This window comes from Paraglaciecola psychrophila 170 (assembly GCF_000347635.1).
In the GTDB taxonomy this organism is placed as follows: domain Bacteria; phylum Pseudomonadota; class Gammaproteobacteria; order Enterobacterales; family Alteromonadaceae; genus Paraglaciecola; species Paraglaciecola psychrophila.
In genome coordinates, this window is sequence record NC_020514.1 from 3,946,156 (window position 1) to 3,970,227 (window position 24,072).

A 24,072-nucleotide genomic window follows, 5' to 3' on the forward strand; every position below is an offset into this window, starting at 1 on the left:
TCAAATCGACCGATAAAAATTATAAACGCGCAATATCATTTACTATCGCGATGCTCATTAATAGCAGTAGCAAAACGCCACCAATCTTAAATCCCACTTCCTGCACTGATTCTGGGACAGGCCTACCACTGAAAAGTTCTATAAAGTAATAGAGTAAGTGCCCACCATCAAGCACTGGCAGAGGTAAAAGGTTAATTATGCCCAAATTAACGCTAATTAACGCCAAAAAGCCTAAAAAATACACTAAGCCTAAGCTGGCACTCATCCCTGCACCTTGAGCAATCGAAATAGGACCACTCAAATTCTTCACCGATACATCACCGGTTATCAACTTACCAAGCATCTCAATACTCAGTGTCATCAAGCGCCATGTTTTGTCCATTGCTTTGGACATAGCTTTAACAACGCCGTATTGATGAACAAATACCACACCTTCTGGCCAAGGTTCAAGAGTAGGAGTAAAACCCATGTAGCCTTTTGTAGTTTGCTCTTCAGTTTTACTACCAATGGTTCCGTTTAAGCTTATGACTTGCTCATTTCTAAGCACGCTAGCTTCAATAGTCTGATTAGGTCTTGTAGAAACATATCCCACTATTTGTTCCCAATTTTGCATACTAGTTCCATCTAAACTGACAATTTTGTCATTTGCCTGAAATCCAATGCTCTGTGCGGCAGAGCCATCTTGTACGGATCCCAACACATTAAGCACTTTAGGCCGAAATGGGATAAGGCCTAAGCTACTAAAAACTGACGTTTTATCTGGATCAAATTTCCATTCGCTTAAGTTAATCGTGGCTGAGCGTTCAAATGTAGTTTTCTCATCGGTCCATTTAACCTGCATCTCATCGTGTCCAATAAACGACATAAACTCATAAGCGACATCTTCCCAGTCGACCACTTTACGATCGCCAACTTGCGTTAAAATGGCATTTTGAGGAATATTGACTTGGCTGAAAACACTGTCTGGTTGAATGCTGCCCACAACAGGCTTAATCGTTTGTAAACCGATTAAGTACATCACAAACAAAGCAAATATTGCGAATAGAAAATTTACACCGGGCCCTGCAGCGATAATAGCAATACGCTTTAATACATGCTGGCGATTAAAAGCGTAAGGCAAGTCTTCTTCGCTTACCTCATCAACCCTTTCGTCAAGCATCTTTACATAGCCACCCAATGGAATAGCCGCGATCACATACTCAGTGCCAAGCTTATCGGTTCTTCGCCATAGGGCTTTGCCGAAACCGATAGAGAACCGTTGTACTTTCACTCCACATCTGCGGGCAACCCAAAAGTGTCCCCATTCATGCACAGCGACTAAAATGCCTAAAGCGACGATAAAAGAAACCAGACTAATTAGAAAACTCAAGAGCTAACCCTCTGCATACAAGACTGATTAAGATTACCAATAATATTCATGCTGAGCCTTCGCGCAGAATTATCACTTTCAAGCACAGCTTCAATACTATCTAGGTTGTGAGATGATGTTTGCTGCAAACACTCTTGATTCACTTGCGCGATTTGCAAAAATCCAATTTGCCCTTGTAAAAACGCATTCACTGCCACTTCGTTTGCGGCATTAAGTGTGGTGGTAGCATATTGACCTGCGCTACTGGCTTGCATGGCGAGTATCAGATTAGGATAGCGCTCAGCTTCTGGCTCAGTAAAAGTAAAGTTTGCTAATTGATTGAAGTCTAAGGGGGCGACACCCGATTCAATTCTATCGGGGAAAGCCAAAGCATGGGCAATAGGCGTGCGCATGTCCGGATTGCCCATTTGAGCCAACACCGAACCATCTAAGTATTGCACCATAGAGTGAATAATACTTTGTGGATGTAACACTACCTGAATATCCGAGGATTCAAGCCCAAACAACCACTTTGCCTCAATAAACTCTAACCCCTTATTCATCATAGTCGCCGAGTCGACAGATATCTTGCGACCCATATCCCAATTAGGGTGTGCGCAAGCTTGGTCTGGGGTTACATGATGTAGTTCACTAAGTGGCGAGCTTAAAAACGGCCCACCTGAGCCAGTTAACAGAATTTTGCTGATTCCAGAAGAACATAACTCACCATATTTAAAATCAGCGGGTAAACATTGAAAAATCGCATTGTGTTCACTGTCTATAGGCAGAATTTTGGCGTTATGTAGGTTAGCAGCTTGAATGAATAAATCACCCGACATGACTAAGGATTCTTTGTTAGCAAGCAACACCTTCTTACCCGCTTTCACCGCAGCTAAAGTAGGCAACAAACCGGCTGCACCCACAATAGCAGCCATCACGATATCTACCTCGGGAGCACTAGCAACTTGCTCAAGCGCGTTATGACCACTTAACACTTCGCAAGTTAATGGATGGTCTGAAAATATCTTTTTTGCACGTTTAAATTGCTTAGGATCGGCAATCACTACATATTTAGGTGAACATAATAAGGCTTGCTGCAACAACAATTCTATATTGCTATTAGCGGTTAACGCATAAACGCTAAACAACTCAGGATGCCTATTTAGCACATCAATAGTACTTCTACCTATTGATCCCGTTGCGCCCAAAACACTAATATTTTGCATTAGGCCATCCACACTACATAACAAAATGCAAAAACAGGGAACGCCGCAGTCAGGCTGTCAATTCTGTCCATAACACCGCCATGACCAGGGAGTAAGGTTCCACTATCTTTTATGCCAGCACAGCGTTTAAACATGCTCTCATTTAAATCACCTAAAGCAGAAACGCCAACAGTTAACGCACCAACTAGTACGTGTAACCACACGCGAGATGAATCAACTTGATAATGCAACGCGGCGAAAGCGATAATAGCCGAAGATGCAAACACCCCCCCCATTAGACCTTCAATTGTTTTACCTGGAGAAACCTTAGGTCGCAGTTTATGTTTGCCGAATTTAACGCCAACAAAAAACGCGCCAATATCTGCAGCCCAAACAATTCCCAAGACATAAAAAATAAGGGAAGCACCGTAAAAGGGATCCACGTCGAACAAACTGGTGCGCAGCGTAACAACGGCGACCCAAGTTGGGATCAAAGTTAAAAACCAAAAATACCGCGGAGTATTTTGCTGGTGTACCACACAGAACTGTAACGAGGATAGGCAATTATCATCGCAAGTGACACGATCCACCAGATGGCGGCTATTAATAAAATGCAAGTATATAGACTATTTAACTGTCCTTGATACCAAATCAAATCTGTCGGTAACATAATTGACAATATTAGGCATATTGAAACGACTAGTACCGCATAGGCACTCTTGGTAAAGGTGCGGGTCATACCCGACATACTTGACCATTCCAAAGCACCCAAGCCCATCACTATCGCGATCATAATTTGAAAGCTGAATAAAGGTAGATATAAAATGGCAAACAATGCCAAAGGAGCAAGAATAAGCGCAGTGATAATTCTTTGTTTTAGCACAAACGCCTCTCAAATTTGTTATTTTTATTATCAGTAATCATTAACTTACCTGCTCTGATGTTTTTCCAAAACGTCTTTGCCGGTCAGTAAAAGCATCCACTGCGGCTTGGAAAACAGCTTCATTAAAATCTGGCCAAAAGTCTTCTGAAAAATACAATTCGGCATATGCAATTTGCCACAACAAGAAATTGCTAATTCTTTGCTCACCACCGGTGCGGATCAATAGATCAACTGCCGGTAAGTCTGCTGCACAGGTATGACGTGTAAATGTCTCTTCGTCTATATCTGCTACATCAATCTGACCAGCTTGCACTTGTGTAATTAACTCTTTAGTAGCATTGACTATGTCCCAGCGACCGCCGTAGTTAGCAGCAATATTCAAAACTAAACTGTTATTTTTTTCAGTCAGCGTTTCCGCGTCTCTAATTTGATTCACCAGCTTACTATCAAACCGGCTCGTATCACCAATAATTTTGAGCCTGACATTATTTTTATGCAGTTTTTTCACTTCACTGCCAAGTACCATCTTAAAGAGTTCCATTAGCACCCCAACCTCTTCAGTTGGTCGGTTCCAATTCTCACTGCTAAAAGCAAAGAGAGTAAGAACCTGCACACCATTTTTTAGTGCATAGGATACTGAGGCTCTAACTGCCTTAACCCCTGCTCTATGGCCAAAGGTGCGGATTTTACCTTTCTTTTTAGCCCAGCGCCCATTGCCATCCATGATGATAGCAACATGTTGGGGCACTATTTTTTCGATTATTTGTTCAGATGAATTCATTTATCAATTACAACTCAATCACACTTCCATCAAGTCTTTTTCTTTTGCCACTAAAATCTCATCAATTTCTTTTACAAAAGCATCCGTTAATTTTTGCACATCGTCTTCACCACGGCGGCTATCATCTTCACTGATTTCTTTTTCTTTCAATAATTCTTTTATGTCGCTATTGGCATCACGTCGAATATTACGAATAGCCACCTTACCTTGCTCAGCTTCGTTGCGCACGACACGAATTAAATCTTTACGACGTTCTTCAGTCAAAGCAGGCATTGGAATACGCATTACAGAACCGGCACTCATAGGATTTAGCCCTAAATCCGACTGCATAATGGCTTTTTCAACTGCTTTTGCTGAACTCTTATCAAACACAGTTAATGCTAACGTCCGCGAATCTTCTGCAATGATATTGGCCAGCTGTTTAAGTGGCGTGTCTGTTCCGTAATAAGGCACCATAATGTTATCTAGTAAGCTAGGATGTGCTCGGCCGGTTCGAATTTTTGAAAGTTGCCCCTTCAAAACATTAATACTTTTTTCCATGCGCTGACGCGCATCATCATTAATTTCGTCAATCACGATAGTTTTCCTATTTCTACTTTATTTATTTATTGCTTCAGTATGACAGATCAACGTACCTACATCTTCGCCCATCACAACCGCTCTCATACAGCCAGGTGTATTCATGTTAAAGACACGAATGGGCACATTATGATCACGAGCGAGAGTAAAGGCAGCCAAATCCATTACTTTTAATTCTTTGTCTAACACTTCATCGTAAGATAATACTTTGTATAATTTAGCTTCTGGGTTTGTAGCTGGGTCGTCGTCGTAGACACCATCTACTTTAGTGCCTTTTAACACCGCATCAGCCTCGATTTCAATGCCGCGTAAGCAAGCAGCAGAGTCAGTGGTAAAAAACGGATTCCCAGTACCGGCAGAAAAGATCACAACGCGACCGGATTTGAGTAAACTGATTGCCTCTGCCCAGTTATAATTGTCACACACACCATTTAATGGGATGGCTGACATGAGACGGGCGTTAACAAAAGCACGGTGCAGTGCATCACGCATTGCAAGACCGTTCATAACGGTAGCCAACATCCCCATATGGTCGCCGACTACACGGTTCATGCCAGCTTTAGCCAAACCTTCGCCCCGAAAAAGGTTACCACCACCTATAACCAAACCCACTTCAACCCCAAGCTCAACTATTTCTTTAATTTCTTGAGCCATACGTTCTAACACTTTAGGGTCGATGCCAAAACCTTCATCTCCCATAAGTGCTTCACCACTGAGTTTTAACAATATTCTTCGATAAGCGGACTTAGGTGCGATACTCATAGACTGATATTCCTTAAGGTGATGAACGGCGTTGATGTTAAAGGGCCTGTAAGCCTATTCTACATATACCTGTGTCGTTTCAAAATAATAGATTTAAAACAACACAGGTATATATAAAAAAGCACCTCAGATTGAGGTGCCAGTATTATACCCAAACAACTTTAAAATGCATGTTTCAGCGTGAATTAAAATCGATATTAGTATTTATGTCTGTGACATTATTATTTTTTAACGGCTGCCATTTGCGCAGCAACTTCAGCAGCAAAGTCTTCTTCTTTTTTCTCGATACCTTCACCTACTTCAAAACGCACGAAGTTAATTACGTCAGCGCCTTTTGATTTAAGTAAATCAGCCACAAGAATAGAAGGATCTTTTACGAAAGGTTGACCAGTCAAACTGATTTCACCAGTAAACTTTTTCATACGACCAGCAACCATTTTTTCTGCAATTTCAGGTGGTTTTCCAGATTGAAGAGCGATATCCAGCTGAATTTCTTTTTCTTTGGCTACCACTTCAGCAGACACATCTTCAGGCCTAACAAATTGCGGGCTAGAAGCGGCAACATGCATGGCGATGTCTTTCGCTAATTCTTCATCTCCACCTTGTAAAATCGCGATAACACCAATACGTGCGCTGTGAACATAAGCGCCAAGGTTATCGCCTTCAACCGTTACAACACGACGAGGGCTGATATTTTCACCAATTTTAGCGACTAAATTGTCACGTAAATCACTGATTTTAACACCATCGACTTCGGTGTTGTTCAATGTGTCAATGTCGTTGATTTTATTTGCAAATGCAGTTTCAATCAATTTTTGACCGAACTTAACGAAACCATCATCACGAGCAACGAAATCAGTTTCACTGTTAACTTCCATCATAGTTGCTACGCCTTTAGCAACTTTAGTCAAGATCACGCCTTCAGCGGCAATACGCCCCGCTTTTTTAGCGGCTTTCGCTTGACCATTTTTACGCATATTTTCAATTGCTAGCTCAATATCACCATCAGTTTCAACTAAGGCTTTTTTACAATCAAGCATGCCGGCGGCTGTACGCTCACGCAATTCTTTTACTAGGGCTGCAGTCACTGCCATTTTCGTTTCCTCACCTAAATAATTTGTATGATTCATTCAAACTAATCAATTAAACAAATCATATGAAATTAAACATTTAAAAACAGGGGCAAAGGCCCCCGTTTGATTTATTCGTGTTAGGTATCGAGTTTATCGATATCTACAGTGTCGCTAAACGTTGGAGTAATTACTCAGCCGCTTCTACGAACTCACCTTTTTCAGCTTGCGCTTCTAGGTTTTGATCACGACCATTAATAACAGCGTCAGCTGCAGCATTCAAATAAAGTTGAACGGCACGGATAGCATCGTCATTACCAGGTACGATGTAATCAACACCATCTGGGTTTGAATTAGTATCAACGATTGAAACAACTGGGATACCCAAGTTGCCTGCTTCAGTAATAGCAATGTGTTCGTGGTCTGCATCAACAACGAATAACACGTCTGGTAAACCACCCATGTTTTTGATTCCACCAAGGCTAGTTTCAAGCTTGGTCATTTCGCGCGTAAGCATTAACACTTCTTTTTTGGTCAATTTTTCAAACGTTCCGTCTTGACTTTGTTGCTCAAGTTCTTTTAAACGTTTGATTGACTGACGAACTGTTTTCCAGTTAGTTAACATACCGCCTAACCAGCGTTTGTTAACATAAAATTGGTCACATTTGTCTGCTGCGTCTTTCACGGCATCACTTGCTGCACGTTTAGTTCCAACAAAAAGAATTTTACCTTTCTTGGAAGCTATGCCGCCAACAAAGTTAAGTGCTTCGTTGAACATAGGAACAGTTTTTTCAAGATTAATGATATGAACTTTATTACGTGAGCCGAAAATGAAAGGTTTCATTTTTGGGTTCCAGTAACGAGTTTGGTGTCCAAAGTGTACGCCTGCCTGAAGCATGTCGCGCATAGATACATTTGCCATTATAAAGATTCCTCAATATGGGGTTAGGCCTCCATACATCCCAGTTCTCGATCCACTTAGATTAGCTCTTAGTAGACACCCCGAAAAATGTGTCGATGTATGTGTGATATTTACGCTAATAATATTAGCTGCTTCGCGATAATTACGTGGGGTTCTCACCCTCATTAATTTCAGCGGTGCGCTTTATAGCATGGGGATGGACTGCTTACAAGTAAAGTCTCAACAAAGTCTTTTAAAATCAATCAAAAATCTTTAACCTAAGCATAAGATTTTACTAAATAAAAACTTGGATCTGCGGTGAATCAAAATAAACGAAAAACATTTTCGCAACTGATATCAATTGCGACTTGTGGCAAGTTAGCTGATTTATTGATCTCGGCTAAAACCACTCTACCTTGGCTCTTGGCTAGTTTAGGTGCACCTACTTGGATTGTATCGATGTTAGTACCGATAAGGGAGTCTGGATCTTTAATTCCGCAATGGCCACTCAAAAAAAAGACCAGTCATATCCACAATAGATTAGTTATTTGGAGATGGGGGATCGTCATTCAGGCTTGTTCTATTTCCTTTATGCTCGTTTCAGCAATCTTTACTGAAGCTTTGATAGCAGGTTTATTAATTCTTGTTTCTTTGTTGTTTCTTAGTCTAGGTCGTTCTCTCAGCTCTTTGAGTATGAAAGATATACAAGGATTGAACATTGAAAAGGGCCAACGAGGCAAACTAGTAGGCATTGCTTCATCATTGTCTGGCCTTTTATCACTCGTTACTGCCGGACTCCTCCTTTTTTCTCCACAAGATATGAACATCTTGGCAATTCAGTTATTAATTACCTTTTCCGCTGCTCTGTTCATTATTAGTCTACTGTTATCAATTGGTTTAACAGCTAATTTAACCGATGACGAAACGGATTTAAACTCAGGCAAGAGTCTTTGGAAAACAATCCATCAACAAGCTGATTTAAGGCAATTGATCATTAGTCGTTGTTTATTGCTTCACGCAGCGCTCATTGCACCTTTCTTTGTTAATGCATCTGCCACCAGTAACGACTTTTTTCAATTACCCTACTTCATAATAGCCAGCGCTCTGGCTGACTTCATCAGCTCGTATTTATGGGGAAAAATGGCAGATAAAAGTGCAATAAGAACGCTGTTTTTCGCTACGTTGGTATGTGTGTCCGCCTCGATAACATTTTACTTTGTTACATCATTTAATAATTGGCTAATTGATGTTTTGCTATTTTTTGTGCTCAATCTTGGATATGCAGGGATCCGCACTGGGCGCAAAACTTATATGTTAGATATTGCCCAAGGAAGCCAGCGTACGCTTTATGTATCTGCAGCAAATACGATGGTGGGTTATATTCTTTTGCTGTTAGGTGGATTGTATGCACTCCTCTATCATGCGATGGGTGAACACATAATCCTTGTAATGACGATCTTTATGGTGGTTGGATTACTGCATACTTTTAAGATGAAAGCAGAAAAATAACCACAAGGGACAATCTGTTATGGTGTCATTCGAAAATGTTATGTAAATCGAACTCTTGCATTTTAGAGGGCGCTGTAGCCAATGAGAATTGATTAACGTTAATCGATAAAAACGCATTAGATATTTCGACTGATGTTTTGCTGGGTATTGCTAATAACTACCTTGGTGTAAGAGATGACGAGATTTGAAATCGCCGACCCCTACCAATATAGGCACCCAGTTAGTTGACTATTTTTAATATTAAGCAGTGCTGATTATCGTTATTGCTTCATTTTCTTTTGTAATCATCTGCCAACTCAACTTTTTATTGGCTATCTAGTACATTATCGGTGTGTTTGAAATTACTTTTCTTCTACATACAATTCATTCTTCTTTACACAAATTGTGAAGAACATGCTCTCACACTGTTTTCATGGAATGCTGAAGAGCTCATATCAACTTCTTCAAATTTTTCAATTAGCTAAGATTTCACATGATGTTCAGCAATGCCGTGCCTTGGATCTTCGATCGTATTGTCAGATTCCATCAACTGAGCATGTAAATGCCCCTATTCGGCAACCGAATGAAAACTAAGTTATTATTTTAATTCTTTAAAATAATAACTTAGTTTTTCCTTATCGCCTGACATTTCAACTAAAGTTCTCATTAGCAAGCGCTTTTTTTCGTGGGATTTTAGAATAGCGTTGAAAATTTCAATAATAAATAGTCCTGTTAGATTAATGTTACCTAGTACCTAAGCCAGCTTCAAGCCAACCTATTAAACCATTGTTTTAATTAACCATTTATAGGATATACAATTTGTCTTTTTGAGGGAACAACACACAAACCTAAACAAAACACACGGCAAGAGTAGAAATTTCGCACCTATAACGCATCTACAAAAGGTGTAAATTTAGTAAGCATATTTATTCAGCTATGGCGGGATACACTACGAAAAGATACAATAGAGTTATCAAATGAATTGTATTTAGTAGGAATAAAGCATTGTCCGCCACAATTAAAACTACAGCTGAAATCGAAAAAATGCGCGTTGCTGGTCGCCTCGCCGCAGATGTATTACAAATGATCGGTGAATATGTCAAAAAAGGTGTAACCACCAATGAGTTGGATAAGATTTGTCATGACTACATTGTCGATGTACAAAAGTGTATTCCTGCTCCTCTTCATTATGGTAACCCGCCTTTTCCAAAATCTATTTGTACTTCGGTCAACCACGTTATATGTCATGGTATCCCTGCAGATAAGCAACTTAAAGAGGGTGATTCTGTCAATATTGATGTAACGGTGATTAAAGACGGTTATCACGGCGACACATCAAAAATGTTTGTGGTCGGCAAACCTTCCATAATGACTGAAAGACTAATCCGGGTGACACAAGAGTCACTTTATAAAGGTATTAAAATGGTCAAACCAGGCATACGTTTAGGGGACATTGGACATGCTATTCAGGAATATGCTGAAAGTCACAACTATTCAATTGTGCGTGAATATTGTGGTCACGGCATAGGTGCTAACTTTCATGAAGAGCCTCAAGTAGTGCACTACGGAAAACCTAACACCGGAGAAATACTTGAAGAAGGCATGTGTTTTACTATTGAACCAATGATCAACGCGGGTAAACGGTATTCAAAAGTATTGCCCGATAAATGGACTGTAGTCACCAAAGACAGAAGCCTAAGCGCGCAGTGGGAACATACTTTATTAGTTACTGCAAACGGCGTCGAAATACTGACTTTACGAGATGACGAAGAGATCGATCGTATTATCAACCACTAGTCCAGAATTGGGCTAGCTAAAACCAATCAAACTTTATAATAAATAATTATTGCTTGCCGTAAATAGTTATTTGTTATTACCCTTGATTCACGTAATTTGTGCCATTCATTTAAAGGTATTCACATTGTCTCTACAAAGCTTACTTAGCCAAATAAAACTGATTAACAGTATAGATAATATTGCTGCCTACAAAACCATAGTCGCAAATAGCTATGAATGGCTAGATAGTGAATTGGGAACAGGAGAAGTAACCGGATTGGTGTTAGGGAGAGCCACATTAGTCGATGCATTATTAAGGCATATTTGGCAGTTGATGGATTTGCATAAAGAGCCACATTTAGCATTAATTGCTGTAGGTGGATATGGACGAGGCCAACTTCAACCTCATTCAGATATCGATTTATTACTTCTGAGTAAGAAATTACTGTCTAAACAACAACAAGAACGTATTAGTCGGTTCATAACACTTTTATGGGATATTGGCTTAGATGTCGGTCAATCGGTTCGCACCATTAAAGAAACATTTTTATTGGCTAAGCAAGACGTCACTATCGCCACAAATCTAGTCGAAGCGAGATTATTAAGTGGCTGTCAGGCTACATTTGAAGGTTTACAAGATAAACTAAGTTCACGTGGTTATTGGAGTAGTAAAGATTTTTTCTTGGCAAAATATCAAGAACAAAAACAACGTCATCGAAAATTCAAAGACACCTCATATAACTTAGAGCCTAACGTAAAAGAAAGCCCAGGCTGTTTAAGAGATATACAATCTATAGGTTGGGTCGCAAAGAAGCATTTTAACGCTACTGACGGCAAAGACCTAGTTGCGCATGGTTATTTCAATCAGCAAGAGTTTGATGAATTAATAGAATGTCGTGAAAACCTTTGGCGAATTCGGTTCGCTTTACACATAGTGGCTGGTCGCAGCGAAAATCGTTTATTGTTTGACTACCAGACAGATGTTGCCATGCGACTAGGCTATGGCGATGAAGGTAAAGCCTCAGTAGAAAGGATGATGAAGTCCTTTTTCAGAACAGTTAGGCGCATCAGTGAATTAAATAAAATGTTAATGCAGCGTTTTAGTCAAGACGTACTCAATTTAAATGTTAAACAACAAACCAATATTAATACAGATTTTGAACTACTCGACGGGTATATTGCTCCTACCAAAGAAAACGTATTTGGCTCTCCTGAAGCCATTTTACAATTTCTTTTACTGATTGCAGATACTCCTCAAGTAGAAGACTTACACTCGAGTTGCTTACGTCAATTACGCTTGGCCAGACGAAAGTTTCGCAAACAATATTATGTAGAACGAATCGCATGTCGTGAGTTGTTATTACAACTAGCCCAACACCCTAACTTCTTCGCATTAGGTTGGGATATTATGCATAAACATGGAATTTTACAGGCCTATATCCCAGAATGGGATCACATTGTGGGCATGATGCAATTTGATTTATTCCATGCCTACACAGTCGACGAACATACGCATCGTCTTGTAAAAAATATTTATCATTATTCGCAACCTGACAATAAAGAATTCCCCCGTTGTGGAAACATAGTAAAAAACTTGGATAAACCAGAGGTATTATACATTGCAGCTATTTACCACGATATCGGCAAGGGCCGAAATGGTGATCACTCTAAACTCGGTGCAATAGACGTAAAAGAATTTTGTCGTCATCATGGTATCAATGCCATAGATACCGAACTGATTAGATGGTTAGTAGAAAGCCACCTGTTAATGTCTGTTGTCGCACAAAGACGAGATATTTATGATCCAACGGTTATCAACGAGTTTGCACAAGCGGTGCGTACACACAACAATTTAAATCACTTGTATGTTTTAACTCTCGCAGATATACGGGCAACCAATGACAACCTCTGGAACGATTGGAAAGCAACACTTTTAAGAGAGTTGTACTTGCTTACACAGAAAGCTCTAGACAATGGTTTAGAGTGCAAAGTGGCCTTACAAGACAGAATTAGCGAACACCAATCCAAAGCAATGGCTTCCATGCTTGACAACGGTATGAACGAGACCCAAATACTACAGTTTTGGAAACGTCTTAGCGGTGATTATTTTGCTCGTTTCAAGCCTACGCAAATTGCATGGCATGCCAATCTCATTTTAGCCGCACACCCGATGACAGACGAATTTTTGCTGGTCGGCACCAGTGCGAATACATCTAAAGCCGGAGCTGAGCTTATTGTCTATGGAAAAGACAGGTCTATGATGTTTGCACAAATAGCCTCTGTTCTAGACAGCCGAAACTGTTCCATACATGATGCACAAATTATGCGTACCCAAGATGGCTTTATGTTTGATAGCTTTATTATTTTTGAACATAACGGCGATAGGATCACCTCTGAATCACGCTTAGATAGTCTACGAGATGCCGTAGAAACCCAGTTAAACAAACCCGGCGAAAAGCACATCAACAGACGTAAAATGTCTCGACAAATGAAGCAGTTAGATGTGAAAACTAAAATTAGATTTTACCCTAGCCAGACCAATGTCACGTTGGTTGAGCTTGAAGCCTTAGATGCACCCGGGTTGCTCGCTAATATCAGTGAACAATTTATTGCGCTTAATTTCAAATTACACCAAGCCAAAATATCCACTATTGGGGAACGTGCAGAAGATTTGTTTATTGTGAGCAACGAATTTGACCAGCCACTGACTCAAGCTGAACAAGTTCAGCTTAAGAAACGATTATGTGAAGCTTTAGATTAACTGTACCGATACTTAACGCCTCTGGCATGCACACTTGCTAAGGGGCATTAAACACTGTCATCCAATTACCGTTTTAATTGCGTCGAATTGTCATAAAAGATCTTTACCCTTTAGATATTTAACTACATATCTAAAGGTATTAGTATGTTTAACGTTTCTGACGTCCTTGAAAAACACTATCCACGAGTAGCCAATAAACCCATTCTTTCTAAAACCCTTGGCTATGTGCTTAAACATTTGCTACACGAAAGAGAGATGCAAGAGTTTGCTGTAGATTATCCTCATTATCAGGGGCTAGATTTTGTTGAGCAGGTACTTGAATATTTCAACATTAGCTATTCAACGCGTGATGTTGAGAAAGAGCGGATACCCAATAAAGGTAGATTAGTGATTATTGCTAATCATCCAATAGGATCGCTAGATGCATTAGCCTTAATCAAATTAATCAGTGAAGTCAGACAGGATATTAAGGTCGTTGCGAACCAGATGTTAATGGCACTTACGCCACTGCACCCGTTATTATTGCCAGTCAATAATATGCAAGGTAGTACTGCCAAAGATAATATTCTTAATATTCAAAAACACCTTCAACATGAAGCAGTAGTGATTGTTTTTCCTGCTGGTGAAGTGTCCCGTTTACGACCACAAGGTATCAGAGACGTACACTGGCAAAGCGGTTTTTTACGGATTGCCAAACAAGCTAAATCCCCAGTTTTACCGGTATTTATTGATGCTAAAAACTCGCGATTGTTTTATGGACTATCTATGTTGTATAAACCTTTAGCCAGCATGATGTTAGTTAAAGAAATGTTCAAACATAAACGTCAACATTTACCCATGCGAATCGGTGAACTGATCCCATTTGAATCGTACAACAATAATAAGATAGACCGTCTTCAACATGTAGCATTATTTAAAAAGCACCTTTACAAAATTGGTCACGGAAAGAATGGCGTATTTAAAACCCAAAAAGCCATTGCTCCAGCTGAAAATCGTGCAGAACTTTATTATGCATTAAAAAATGAATGTGAACATTTGGGTGAAACCACTGACGGCAAAGTAATGTACCTCTACGAGCATAAAACCAGCAGTCCCATTTTACGAGAAATTGGCCGGTTGCGTGAAATAGCCTTTAGAGCAGTGGGAGAAGGAACTAATAAGCGCCGTGATATCGACTCATACGATGCACATTACTATCACCTTATCCTATGGGACAAAGACGATTTAGAAATTGCTGGTGCATATCGTTTTGGGGATGCCAAAAACATTATTAAGAAACATACAATTAAAGGATTATATTCAGCCAGCCTATTTGATTATGGCCCTGAAATGACTCTATATTTTGAACAAGGACTAGAGCTAGGCAGAAGCTTTGTGCAGCCTAAATATTGGGGTAAACGCAGCCTAGACTATTTATGGTTTGGTTTAGGTGCATTTTTGAAGCGCCATCCTAACTTCCGGTATCTATTTGGGGCAGTTAGCCTAAGCGACCACTACCCAAAAGCAGCTAAAGATTTGTTAGTACAGTTTTATACATTATATTTCGGCTGTTTTAACAAAATTGCTCAATCAAAAATGCCTTATTTGTTGCCAATTAATTACCAACATAACTTCACTGGTGAAAACTATAAAGCCGATTTCATTCAACTTAAACACCAACTTTCCAATATGGGCATGGTTGTTCCGACACTATACAAGCAATACACCGAGACTTATCAAGAAGGCGGTGTGCACTTTTTAGACTTTAATATAGACCCAGATTTCAACCATTGTATAGATGGTCTAGTATTGGCTGATCTGGATACCTTAAAGCCGAAAAAAAGAGCACGCTATATGTCAAAATAGTAATTATTTAGGCGAAAACATTGATGTGCCTATTAAGCCTTCTTTGCCTTTTTCGCCTCAATATCTACTACATCCGCCTTTTCTTCAGTCAATAAGACATCGGCTGTAATGCCTTTCAACAACTTGGAAAGAGAATCTTTATTTTTAGACAACATAATAGATAACTCTTCCAATACAGACTGCTCAATCTTAATGCCTTTGCCTTCAATGTACTCACTAAGATTATCTGCAACATCGAGCATTTTATCGTATTGGTCGGCTTCTTTTTTATCTGCGGTCACAAACTTCTCCACCCCTTTGTGTTCAACTACATAACGTGTGATTACGGCCATAATTTGCTCTCTCTTATTTAACTTTAGAGTATTAGACTATCACAAATACTGTATATAAAAACAGTTAATTGTAATCTACTATATCGCTATATAAAGAACCTTAGTTCCTAAGCATAAAAAAACCAGCGTATTGCTGGCTCTATTAACAAAATAACAATCAGTAATTCTAGGCCTAATGCCCTTCACTCACCATATTCACTGTGTATTTAGGGATCTCTACTACTAAATCTTCATCTTGAATAATCGCTTGGCAGCCTAGTCTAGAATCAGGCTCTAGGCCCCAGGCTTTATCTAACATATCTTCTTCCAATTCGTCCCCTTCTTTTAAGGAGTCAAAGCCTTCACGCACGATGATATGACAAGTGGTGCAAGCACATACTTTTTCGCAGGCGTGTTCAATACCAATTCCGTTTTGCAAAGCAAGATTTAATACTGAGATACCTTTTTCACCTTCTAAAACAGCACCATCTGGGCACAACTCATCATGAGGTAAAAAAATTACTTGTGGCATATTTACATTCCTAATATTCAGTAAAATTATTTAATTTATATACGGTCAACCGATTGGCCAGAGAAGGCACGTTTAATCGATTGGTCCATGCGTTTTTGTGCAAAGTTCTCGCTCAACTTATCTAATTGTTTGATAGCGGCTTTAATTGCTTCTTTGTCTGTACCTTTGGCCAGTTCATTAAGATTAGTGAGCCCTACTGCAATGGCTTGGATTTCTGAGGTATCAAGTAAGGCCTGCCCATCTAAATCTAGTGCCCCTTGCAAATTTTCTTGCACTCTAGCAGCTTCAACTTGTTGTTCTTTAAGCATACGCGCTTGCATGTCTTCTTGAGCATTATCCATAGATGCTTTTAGCATATTGGCAATTTCGCTATCTTCTAAACCATATGATGGCTTCACCTGAATTTCTGCCTGCACGCCAGTAGACTTTTCCATTGCGCTAACATTTAACAAGCCATCGGCATCAACTTGAAACGTCACCCGAATATGAGCAGCTCCAGCGGCCATAGGTGGAATGCCACGTAATGTGAATTTTGCAAGGGAGCGGCAGTCCTTAACCAACTCACGTTCACCCTGAACAACATGCACCATCATGGCAGTTTGCCCGTCTTTGAAGGTAGTGAACTCTTGTGCTTTGGCAACGGGGATAGTGGTGTTGCGCTGAATCACTTTTTCAGTCAAGCCGCCCATAGTTTCTATACCCAAAGACAAAGGCAAAACATCTAGCAGTAACATATCACTGTCAGGTTTGTTGCCCACCAAAATATCAGCTTGAATGGCTGCGCCGATAGCGACTACTTTATCAGGGTCGATAGAGGTAAGCGGAGTACGTTCGAAAAAATCACCTACTTGTTGACAGACTAAAGGCACGCGTGTCGAACCACCTACCATCACCACTTCAATTACTTGCTGCTTTTCTAGTTCGGCGTCTTTTAGTGCTCGACGGCAGGCTCGTAGAGTATTCTTAACCAAAGGGGCAATAAGCGATTCAAATGTGTCGATACTGATCAACACCGAATGGTGTTTGCCTGTGTCATCTTCAAACTGCACAGTAAACACAGATTCATGACTTAATACTTCTTTTGCCTCTTTTGCCTTATCTAGTAAAGTCCGATGTAAATTTTTAGATAACGCTCCCGTCAAATCACTTTTTTGACGGATAAAATCTACCAGTAAGGCATCAAAGTCATCACCGCCCAGTGCAGAATCACCACCTGTAGAAAGTACTTCAAATACCCCTTTGCTTAAATGCAAAATAGAAATGTCAAAGGTACCGCCACCTAAATCATACACAGCAATAATACCTTCTTGGCCCGAATCCAAACCATAAGCGACGGCTGCAGCTGTAGGTTCGTTGAGTAAACGTAGAACTTTCAAACCTGCTAGAGTCGCGGCATCCTTGGTACCTTGGCGCTGAGCATCGTCAAAATAAGCAGGCACTGTAACGACTGCACCTTGTAATTCATCACCCAAAGTTTTTTCGGCACGCTTTTTAAGTTCATTTAATATTTTTGCTGATACCTGAACGGGGTTTACATCACCCGAAGCAACAGTCATCACTGGCGATAAAGAGTCAGTGAATTGATAAGGTAAATTTGGGTAAGCGGCTTGGATGTCTTTAACAGAACGACCTAAAAAACGTTTCACTGACACAATAGTGTTAGACGGGTCGATGCTTGCCTGTTGCTTGGCTTCTTGTCCGATCACTTCTGAGTCGGATAAATACCTGACTACAGAAGGTAATAAATGTCTACCTTGGGCATCTGGCAACGTCAGTGCTTCGCCACTTCGTACAGATGCCACTAATGAGTTGGTGGTACCTAAATCGATACCAACCGCTAATTTTCGTTGATGAGGAACGGTACTTTGCCCGGGTTCAGATATTTGCAAAAATGCCATGGTCTAATTCGTTTCTTTTAGGTTGCAATGAATAAAGTTAAAAATCACTTAACACGTCTTCTTTTAGCGCAATTTCTGACAACATTTTATATGAAAATTTAAGCTGACGAATAATATTGGCTGCGTTTTCTTCGGCCATTGTGTCATCACTTGCAAGCAAGTCTCTTAACTTAGTTAAATCACTGTTAATCGTTTGATTAATTTCATCTTCCAATGACTCTAATGCAACCAAGGGGTCTGTTCGCTCAGTTAATTCTGCTAACTCTTCACGCCATTCCATTTGTTGCATCAAAAAAGCAGTATCTTTGATGGTTTGTTGCTCGTGCTTTAAATCGATACCACGCAAACTTAATAAGTATTCTGCTCTGGATAAAGGAGATTTAAGTACGGAGTATGCGTCATTTACTTGAGCATTTTTTTGAATAGCCACCAACTTGTCTTGCTCGCTACCGCTAGCAAACTTATCAGGGTGAGTTAAGCGTTGTAGTTGCTGATACGTTTTTGGCAGCAGCAACAAGTCCACATCGAATGATATAGGGATATTAAACAGTTCAAAATAATTCATGTGGTTAATAACAGGTCTGTGATGTTTTAAATGGGTCGTAGCTTAGCAAAAATAACATTAAACGTTAAAGCTTTCGCCACAACCACATTCGCCACTTGCATTCGGATTGGTGAATTGAAAACCTTCGTTCAAGCCTTCTTTAGCAAAATCTAGATGAGTACCATCTAGATATGCCAAACTTTTACCATCAATAATAATCTTCACGCCGTTGTCCTCGAATAAACTATCGTCAGGATTAACCCCATCAACAAACTCGAGCACATAAGCTAAACCAGAACAGCCAGTGGTTTTAACACCCAGACGCAGCCCTAAACCTGATCCCCTATTTTCGAGAAAAGTTTTAGCACGCAATGCTGCGGTGTCGGATACGGTAATGGCCACTAGCTACTCCTATTAATTTAACTTAGTTTTAACTTAGACTTGACGACTTTTATAATCTGCTACTGCAGCTTTTATGGCATCTTCAGCCAAAATTGAGCAGTGGATCTTAACAGGTGGTAAAGCTAACTCTTCAGCTATATCCATGTTACTGATAGTAGAAGCTTCGTCTATAGACTTACCTTTTACCCATTCAGTGACTAAAGAGCTGGATGCGATAGCCGATCCACAACCATAAGTTTTAAATTTTGCATCTTCAATAATGCCGTTTTTATCAATCTTAAGTTGTAACTTCATCACATCACCACAAGCAGGTGCACCGACCATACCCGTTGCAATTGAGGGATCATTTTTGTCAAAACCACCAACGTTACGTGGATTTTCGTAGTGATCGATTACTTTTTCGCTATAAGCCATGATATTTTACCTTTTGGTTATGTTCTGAACATTTTTAGTTCAGAACCTAAATATTAATTGCTAATTTTCGACAGAGTCACTCAGTGGTTTACTCTGCTATTGGTAAATCCTTAGTGGTGAGCCCACTCTACTTTACTTATATCGATACCTTCTTTGTACATATCCCAAAGTGGCGACATATCACGTAATTTGTCTATCGCATTACGTATTACACCAATCACGTAATCAATTTCAGCCTCGGTAGTAAATCGACCAGTAGTAAAGCGAATAGAGCTGTGAGCTAGTTCATCGCTTAAACCCAAGGCACGAAGCACGTATGAAGGCTCCAAGCTAGCAGATGTACAAGCTGAACCAGAAGACACGGCCATATCTTTTAGGGCCATAATTAATGATTCGCCTTCAACATAAGCAAAACTAACGTTCAAGTTACCTGCGATACGGCTTTCCATATCGCCATTTAAATACACGGCTTCCATATCTTTGATGCCGTTCCACAGTTTGTTACGTAACATCATCAACCGCTCATTTTCAGCAGCCATATCTTGTTTGGCAATACGGAAAGATTCGCCCATACCGACTATTTGATGAGTTGCCATAGTACCAGAACGCATGCCACGTTCATGGCCCCCTCCGTGCATCTGCGCTTCTAGGCGGATACGTGGCTTACGACGGACAAACAAAGCGCCGATGCCTTTTGGGCCATATGTTTTATGGGCACAAAACGACATTAAATCTACTTTCATTGTTTGTAAATCGATGGGTACCTTACCGGTGCTTTGTGCCGCATCAACATGAAACAAAATTTTACGTTCACGACATACTTCGCCAATGGCTGCGATGTCTTGAATGACACCGATCTCATTATTCACATGCATGATGCTGACTAAAATAGTATCAGGGCGAATGGCTGCGATTAGCTTATCTAATAGAACTAAACCATTTGGTTCTGGATCCATGTAGGTGACTTCGTAACCCTCACGCTCTAGCTGGCGCATAGTGTCAAGTACGGCTTTATGCTCAGTTTTGAGAGTTATAAGGTGTTTGCCTTTTTTGCCATAAAAATTAGCGGCACCTTTAATGGCGAGATTATTGGACTCGGTCGCACCTGACGTGAATACAATTTCTCTTGGGTCAGCATTGACCAAATCAGCAATTTGGTTACGAGCAATATCTACTGCTTCTTCTGCTACCCAACCAAATTTGTGGGAACGAGATGCCGGATTACCGAATATTCCGTCAGAAGTTAAGCAGTCTGCCATTTTGGCTGCTACACGAGGATCTACTGGTGTAGTTGATGAATAATCCAGATAGATCGGAAGCTTTAATTCGCTCATTTTTTACTCCGCTTAAAGCTGCAAACTGATTGAGATTTCGTTTGCCGCTATTTGATTATGTTGTTTATGTTTGTCTTGTCTTTCGGCCACTTGCTTTACATCATGCTGCTGCATGAGTTCACCTAAGGTAATGCCGTCCAAAAATACACTAATTCTGTTACTCAGGCCTTCCCACAAATTATGGGTTAAACATCTTTCTCCGCCTTGACAGCCGCCTTGGCCTTTACACTTAGTAGCGTCAACTGACTCATTTACCGCTCGGATAACTTCACCAATTGATATTTCATTGGGTGTACGACCCAGTTTATAACCACCACCTGGACCACGTACACTATCAACTAACTTCTCTTTACGTAAACGAGAGAAAAGTTGTTCAAGATAAGATAAAGAAATTTCTTGGCGTTCAGATATATCGGCTAAAGACACAGGTCCGCGTTGCGAGTGTAAGGACACATCCAACATAGCTGTCACTGCGTAACGGCCTTTAGAAGTCAATTTCATACAAATAATCCTATACCAATCTATTACCGAATATTCACATACCTGACTAAATTAGTCAAGTATTTAACCTAGTGTTTTAGTCAAGTATTATATCTTTGGATCAAAAGCATCACTGACCTTCTTAATATCCTCCAAGTGCTCACTATCAGAGAAGTCTTCTAGGTCTAAAGTGGGTATTGATTTTCCACAGACATCACCACCCATTTTATTGATTGCTTGACACATTTCTTCGACCTTTTTATCTACCAGATGCACATGATCAACCATTACACTGATAGCATGAGCAATGGGATCAGGGTTATCTGTTGCTACCGCATAAGCATCAAAACCATATTTTTTGGCTATTTTTTCACGCTCCCCGTCAGTCGGCGCCGCAGGTTTATTCTGCTGCGCTACTATACGGCCCGGAATACCAATAATAGTCGCATTTTCTGGTACATCGCGCACCACCACTGAGTTAGACCCTACTTTGGCACCTTTATGAACAGTAATTGGCCCTAGCACTTTGGCTCCAGCACCCACTACTACATTATCTTCTAAGGTTGGGTGTCGCTTTCCTGCAGTCCAACTTGTTCCGCCAAGCGTTACACCATGATACAAGGTCACATCATTGCCAATTTCTGCAGTTTCACCAATGACCACTCCCATGCCATGGTCAATAAAAAAACGTCGTCCTAGCTTGGCCCCAGGATGAATTTCAATACCCGTAAGCCAACGAGAAAATGTTGAAATGGAACGCGCTAACCATTTCCAGTTGGCCTTCCAAATTTTATGACTTAGACGATGAAACCAAATAGCGTGTAATCCCGGGTAATTAGTGAGTACCTCGAAGGTATTACGTGCAGCTGGGTCACGGTGAAATACACTTTGCACATCTTCTTTCATTCTACTAAACATATTTAAGGCCTACTAATCTCGTTCTTTAGCTATTTTATCAACCGATGCCAAGATACCGCGTAAAATATTTAGCTCTTGAGTTTCGGGGCGAGAACGATTGTACAATCGACGTAATTTGGCCATTACCATACCGGGGTGTTTAGCAATGATGAAATTCGTTTTGATAAGGGTTTGTTCCAAATGGCTATAAAAACCTTCTAGATCTTCAGACAATGGGTACTCTGTGTCTTCAGGGTGATTTTCTGGATACTGGCCACGTGATAAATTTAAATAAGCCATCCGCACCTCATAACACAACGTTTGAACTGCCGCAGCTAGGTTCAAAGAACTATAGTCAGGATTGGCGGGGATACACACGTGAAAATGACATTGCTGCAGCTCTTCATTACTTAATCCATTATTTTCACGTCCAAACACCAACGCCACAGGGTACTTGGATACTTCACTTATCATCTTTTCACCGCAGCCTCTTGGCTCTAACATTGGCCAAGATAAAGTGCGAGAACGCGCGCTAGTGCCAATAACTAACCCACAATCAGCAACCGCTTCGGCCAACGTACTCACCGTTTTTGCATTAGCTAGCACGTCACCCGCTCCTGCTGCTAAAGCAATGGACTTACCATCTGGTGCAGTAATAGGATTAACCAACACCAATTGACTCAATCCCATGGTTTTCATTGCCCTAGCTGCAGAGCCAATGTTGCCTGGATGCGAGGTATTAACTAACACTATGCGAATATTTTCTAACATGATGAATGGTATCTTTAATTTAGCTGGTCAATTTTGGGTGCGAATAATAACATATACCTATACCACCTCAAATGACGTTTTAGCATAATGATGAAATGGATTATGTATCATGAATAGCCGCCACAGAAAATATTCTGATTGCTAAATTTAGTTATATTGATATACTGCGCGGCGATTTTTTGTTCAGCTAATTCTATTTATTATTTGCTGAACTATATTTAATGTTCTTTTAAAATTGGTGGTTTACTATGCATCCTATGCTTAATATAGCGATACGCGCTGCGCGTGCTGCGGGCAATATTATTTCTAGCGGGTTTGACAATCAGACCGACTTGCAAACTGAAGCAAAAGGCGACAACGATTACGTTACTCGTATCGATAAAGAAGCCGAACAGGCCATAATTCACAAAATCAAGCTGTCTTATCCAGATCATAGCTTTGTGGGTGAGGAAGGCGGCGTAGTGGAGGGTGACAATGATTTTAAATGGGTTATTGATCCGTTAGATGGCACCACCAATTTTATTAAAGGCATCCCTCATTTTGCGGTATCGATTGCCCTCATGCACAAAGGTCGTTTAGATCAAGCTGTTATATTCGATCCAATTCGCGGTGAACTGTTCACAGCAAGCAGAGGCGCAGGCGCCCAGCTTAATGGCTTTCGTATTCGTGCCAGTAAAGCAAAAGAATTAAGCCAAACGATCCTTGCCACTTCATTTCCTTTTAAAAACAAGGTCAAGTTACCTCAGTATCAAGAGAGCTTTAATAAAATCTTTATGCAAGCTGGCGACATCCGTCGTAGTGGTTCTGCAGCATTGGATTTGGCTTATGTGGCATCCGGTCGTTATGATGGTTATTGGGAAAGTGGTCTTAAACCTTGGGACATTGCAGCCGGTGAATTAATGGTGCGTGAATCTGGTGGACTGGTTACAGACTTTTCTGGTGGTAACGATCCAATGCATAAAGGCAGTATCGTTGCTGGCAGCCCTAAAATTGTGCAGATTTTAGTTAAACATTTGAAGTAAAACCTTCATGACTTTTTAAGGCGAGCATCAGCTCGCCTTTTTTGTTTGCCCTCCCCCCTTATACCTTC

The 24,072-nt window shown here is 40.4% G+C and carries 22 protein-coding genes and 1 pseudogene; 5 read left to right on the forward strand and 18 right to left on the reverse strand.

All coding sequences use genetic code 11. The features are described 5' to 3' along the window. Positions 1-19 precede the first annotated feature (19 nt). The 8 genes and pseudogenes from rseP to rpsB form a co-directional block, all read right to left on the reverse strand. Complete coding sequence (gene rseP, locus C427_RS17305; RefSeq protein WP_007641208.1) at positions 20-1,369, reverse strand: sigma E protease regulator RseP; 1,350 nt, start codon at positions 1,367-1,369, stop codon at positions 20-22. After that, a complete protein-coding gene (gene ispC, locus C427_RS17310) occupies positions 1,366-2,574 on the reverse strand; it encodes a 1-deoxy-D-xylulose-5-phosphate reductoisomerase (RefSeq protein ID WP_007641205.1) in 1,209 nt (402 codons plus the stop codon). The genes rseP and ispC overlap by 4 nt, the downstream gene beginning before the upstream one ends. Beyond that, a pseudogene (locus C427_RS17315) lies at positions 2,574-3,436 on the reverse strand (phosphatidate cytidylyltransferase). Before C427_RS17315 ends, ispC begins: the two are co-directional and overlap by 1 nt. Before the next feature lie 40 nt (positions 3,437-3,476). Next, positions 3,477-4,217 carry a polyprenyl diphosphate synthase gene (gene uppS / locus C427_RS17320; protein WP_007641200.1) on the reverse strand — a complete coding sequence of 247 codons (741 nt, stop codon included), beginning with the start codon at positions 4,215-4,217 and terminating at the stop codon, positions 3,477-3,479. Between the two features lie 18 nt (positions 4,218-4,235). Continuing rightward, positions 4,236-4,793, reverse strand: coding sequence for a ribosome recycling factor (gene frr, locus C427_RS17325; RefSeq protein ID WP_007641199.1), 558 nt, complete (start codon positions 4,791-4,793; stop codon positions 4,236-4,238). A gap of 21 nt (positions 4,794-4,814) precedes the next feature. Continuing rightward, the gene (pyrH, locus tag C427_RS17330; RefSeq protein WP_007641197.1) at positions 4,815-5,558 is read right to left on the reverse strand and encodes a UMP kinase; all 744 of its coding nucleotides are present in this window, start codon (positions 5,556-5,558) and stop codon (positions 4,815-4,817) included. Between the two features lie 221 nt (positions 5,559-5,779). Next, positions 5,780-6,652: a translation elongation factor Ts gene (gene tsf / locus C427_RS17335; RefSeq protein ID WP_007641194.1), complete on the reverse strand. Its 873-nt coding sequence runs from the start codon at positions 6,650-6,652 to the stop codon at positions 5,780-5,782. Positions 6,653-6,818: 166 nt separating this feature from the next. Further along, the gene (rpsB, locus tag C427_RS17340) at positions 6,819-7,550 is read right to left on the reverse strand and encodes a 30S ribosomal protein S2 (RefSeq protein WP_007641192.1); all 732 of its coding nucleotides are present in this window, start codon (positions 7,548-7,550) and stop codon (positions 6,819-6,821) included. A gap of 297 nt (positions 7,551-7,847) precedes the next feature. Between rpsB and C427_RS17345 the strand changes: the two genes are divergently transcribed. The 4 genes from C427_RS17345 (at position 7,848) to C427_RS17360 (ending at position 15,399) form a co-directional block, all read left to right on the forward strand. Further along, positions 7,848-9,038: a hypothetical protein gene (locus C427_RS17345; RefSeq protein WP_007641180.1), complete on the forward strand. Its 1,191-nt coding sequence runs from the start codon at positions 7,848-7,850 to the stop codon at positions 9,036-9,038. Between the two features lie 984 nt (positions 9,039-10,022). Further along, positions 10,023-10,814, forward strand: coding sequence for a type I methionyl aminopeptidase (map, locus tag C427_RS17350; protein WP_007641178.1), 792 nt, complete (start codon positions 10,023-10,025; stop codon positions 10,812-10,814). 124 nt (positions 10,815-10,938) lie between these two features. Then, on the forward strand, positions 10,939-13,554 hold the full coding sequence (glnD, locus tag C427_RS17355) for a [protein-PII] uridylyltransferase (protein WP_007641177.1): 2,616 nt from the start codon (positions 10,939-10,941) through the stop codon (positions 13,552-13,554). Between the two features lie 144 nt (positions 13,555-13,698). Then, complete coding sequence (locus C427_RS17360; protein WP_007641176.1) at positions 13,699-15,399, forward strand: GNAT family N-acyltransferase; 1,701 nt, start codon at positions 13,699-13,701, stop codon at positions 15,397-15,399. Between the two features lie 32 nt (positions 15,400-15,431). Here the strand turns inward: C427_RS17360 and C427_RS17365 are convergent, their stop codons facing one another. The 10 genes from C427_RS17365 to trmJ form a co-directional block, all read right to left on the reverse strand. Further along, positions 15,432-15,731 carry a YebG family protein gene (locus C427_RS17365; RefSeq protein WP_007641175.1) on the reverse strand — a complete coding sequence of 100 codons (300 nt, stop codon included), beginning with the start codon at positions 15,729-15,731 and terminating at the stop codon, positions 15,432-15,434. A 172-nt stretch (positions 15,732-15,903) separates the two neighbouring features. Beyond that, positions 15,904-16,242, reverse strand: coding sequence for an ISC system 2Fe-2S type ferredoxin (gene fdx, locus C427_RS17370; RefSeq protein ID WP_007641174.1), 339 nt, complete (start codon positions 16,240-16,242; stop codon positions 15,904-15,906). 35 nt (positions 16,243-16,277) lie between these two features. Continuing rightward, positions 16,278-18,140: a Fe-S protein assembly chaperone HscA gene (gene hscA, locus C427_RS17375; protein ID WP_007641173.1), complete on the reverse strand. Its 1,863-nt coding sequence runs from the start codon at positions 18,138-18,140 to the stop codon at positions 16,278-16,280. Between the two features lie 37 nt (positions 18,141-18,177). After that, on the reverse strand, positions 18,178-18,705 hold the full coding sequence (hscB, locus tag C427_RS17380) for a co-chaperone HscB (RefSeq protein WP_007641172.1): 528 nt from the start codon (positions 18,703-18,705) through the stop codon (positions 18,178-18,180). 57 nt (positions 18,706-18,762) lie between these two features. Beyond that, positions 18,763-19,086: an iron-sulfur cluster assembly protein IscA gene (iscA, locus tag C427_RS17385; protein ID WP_007641171.1), complete on the reverse strand. Its 324-nt coding sequence runs from the start codon at positions 19,084-19,086 to the stop codon at positions 18,763-18,765. 33 nt (positions 19,087-19,119) lie between these two features. Continuing rightward, complete coding sequence (gene iscU, locus C427_RS17390) at positions 19,120-19,500, reverse strand: Fe-S cluster assembly scaffold IscU (protein WP_007641170.1); 381 nt, start codon at positions 19,498-19,500, stop codon at positions 19,120-19,122. 110 nt (positions 19,501-19,610) lie between these two features. Further along, complete coding sequence (locus C427_RS17395; RefSeq protein WP_007641169.1) at positions 19,611-20,834, reverse strand: IscS subfamily cysteine desulfurase; 1,224 nt, start codon at positions 20,832-20,834, stop codon at positions 19,611-19,613. 12 nt (positions 20,835-20,846) lie between these two features. After that, entirely contained in the window at positions 20,847-21,335 is a 489-nt protein-coding gene (gene iscR, locus C427_RS17400; RefSeq protein WP_007641168.1) for a Fe-S cluster assembly transcriptional regulator IscR, read from the reverse strand. An 87-nt stretch (positions 21,336-21,422) separates the two neighbouring features. Then, the gene (gene cysE, locus C427_RS17405; protein WP_007641166.1) at positions 21,423-22,232 is read right to left on the reverse strand and encodes a serine O-acetyltransferase; all 810 of its coding nucleotides are present in this window, start codon (positions 22,230-22,232) and stop codon (positions 21,423-21,425) included. A 12-nt stretch (positions 22,233-22,244) separates the two neighbouring features. Next, positions 22,245-22,982, reverse strand: a complete 738-nt coding sequence (gene trmJ, locus C427_RS17410; protein ID WP_007641164.1) for a tRNA (cytosine(32)/uridine(32)-2'-O)-methyltransferase TrmJ — start codon at positions 22,980-22,982, stop codon at positions 22,245-22,247. A gap of 248 nt (positions 22,983-23,230) precedes the next feature. On the opposite strand from trmJ, the gene suhB reads away from it, so the two are divergent. Then, positions 23,231-24,004: an inositol-1-monophosphatase gene (suhB, locus tag C427_RS17415; protein WP_007641162.1), complete on the forward strand. Its 774-nt coding sequence runs from the start codon at positions 23,231-23,233 to the stop codon at positions 24,002-24,004. Positions 24,005-24,072: the final 68 nt, after the last annotated feature.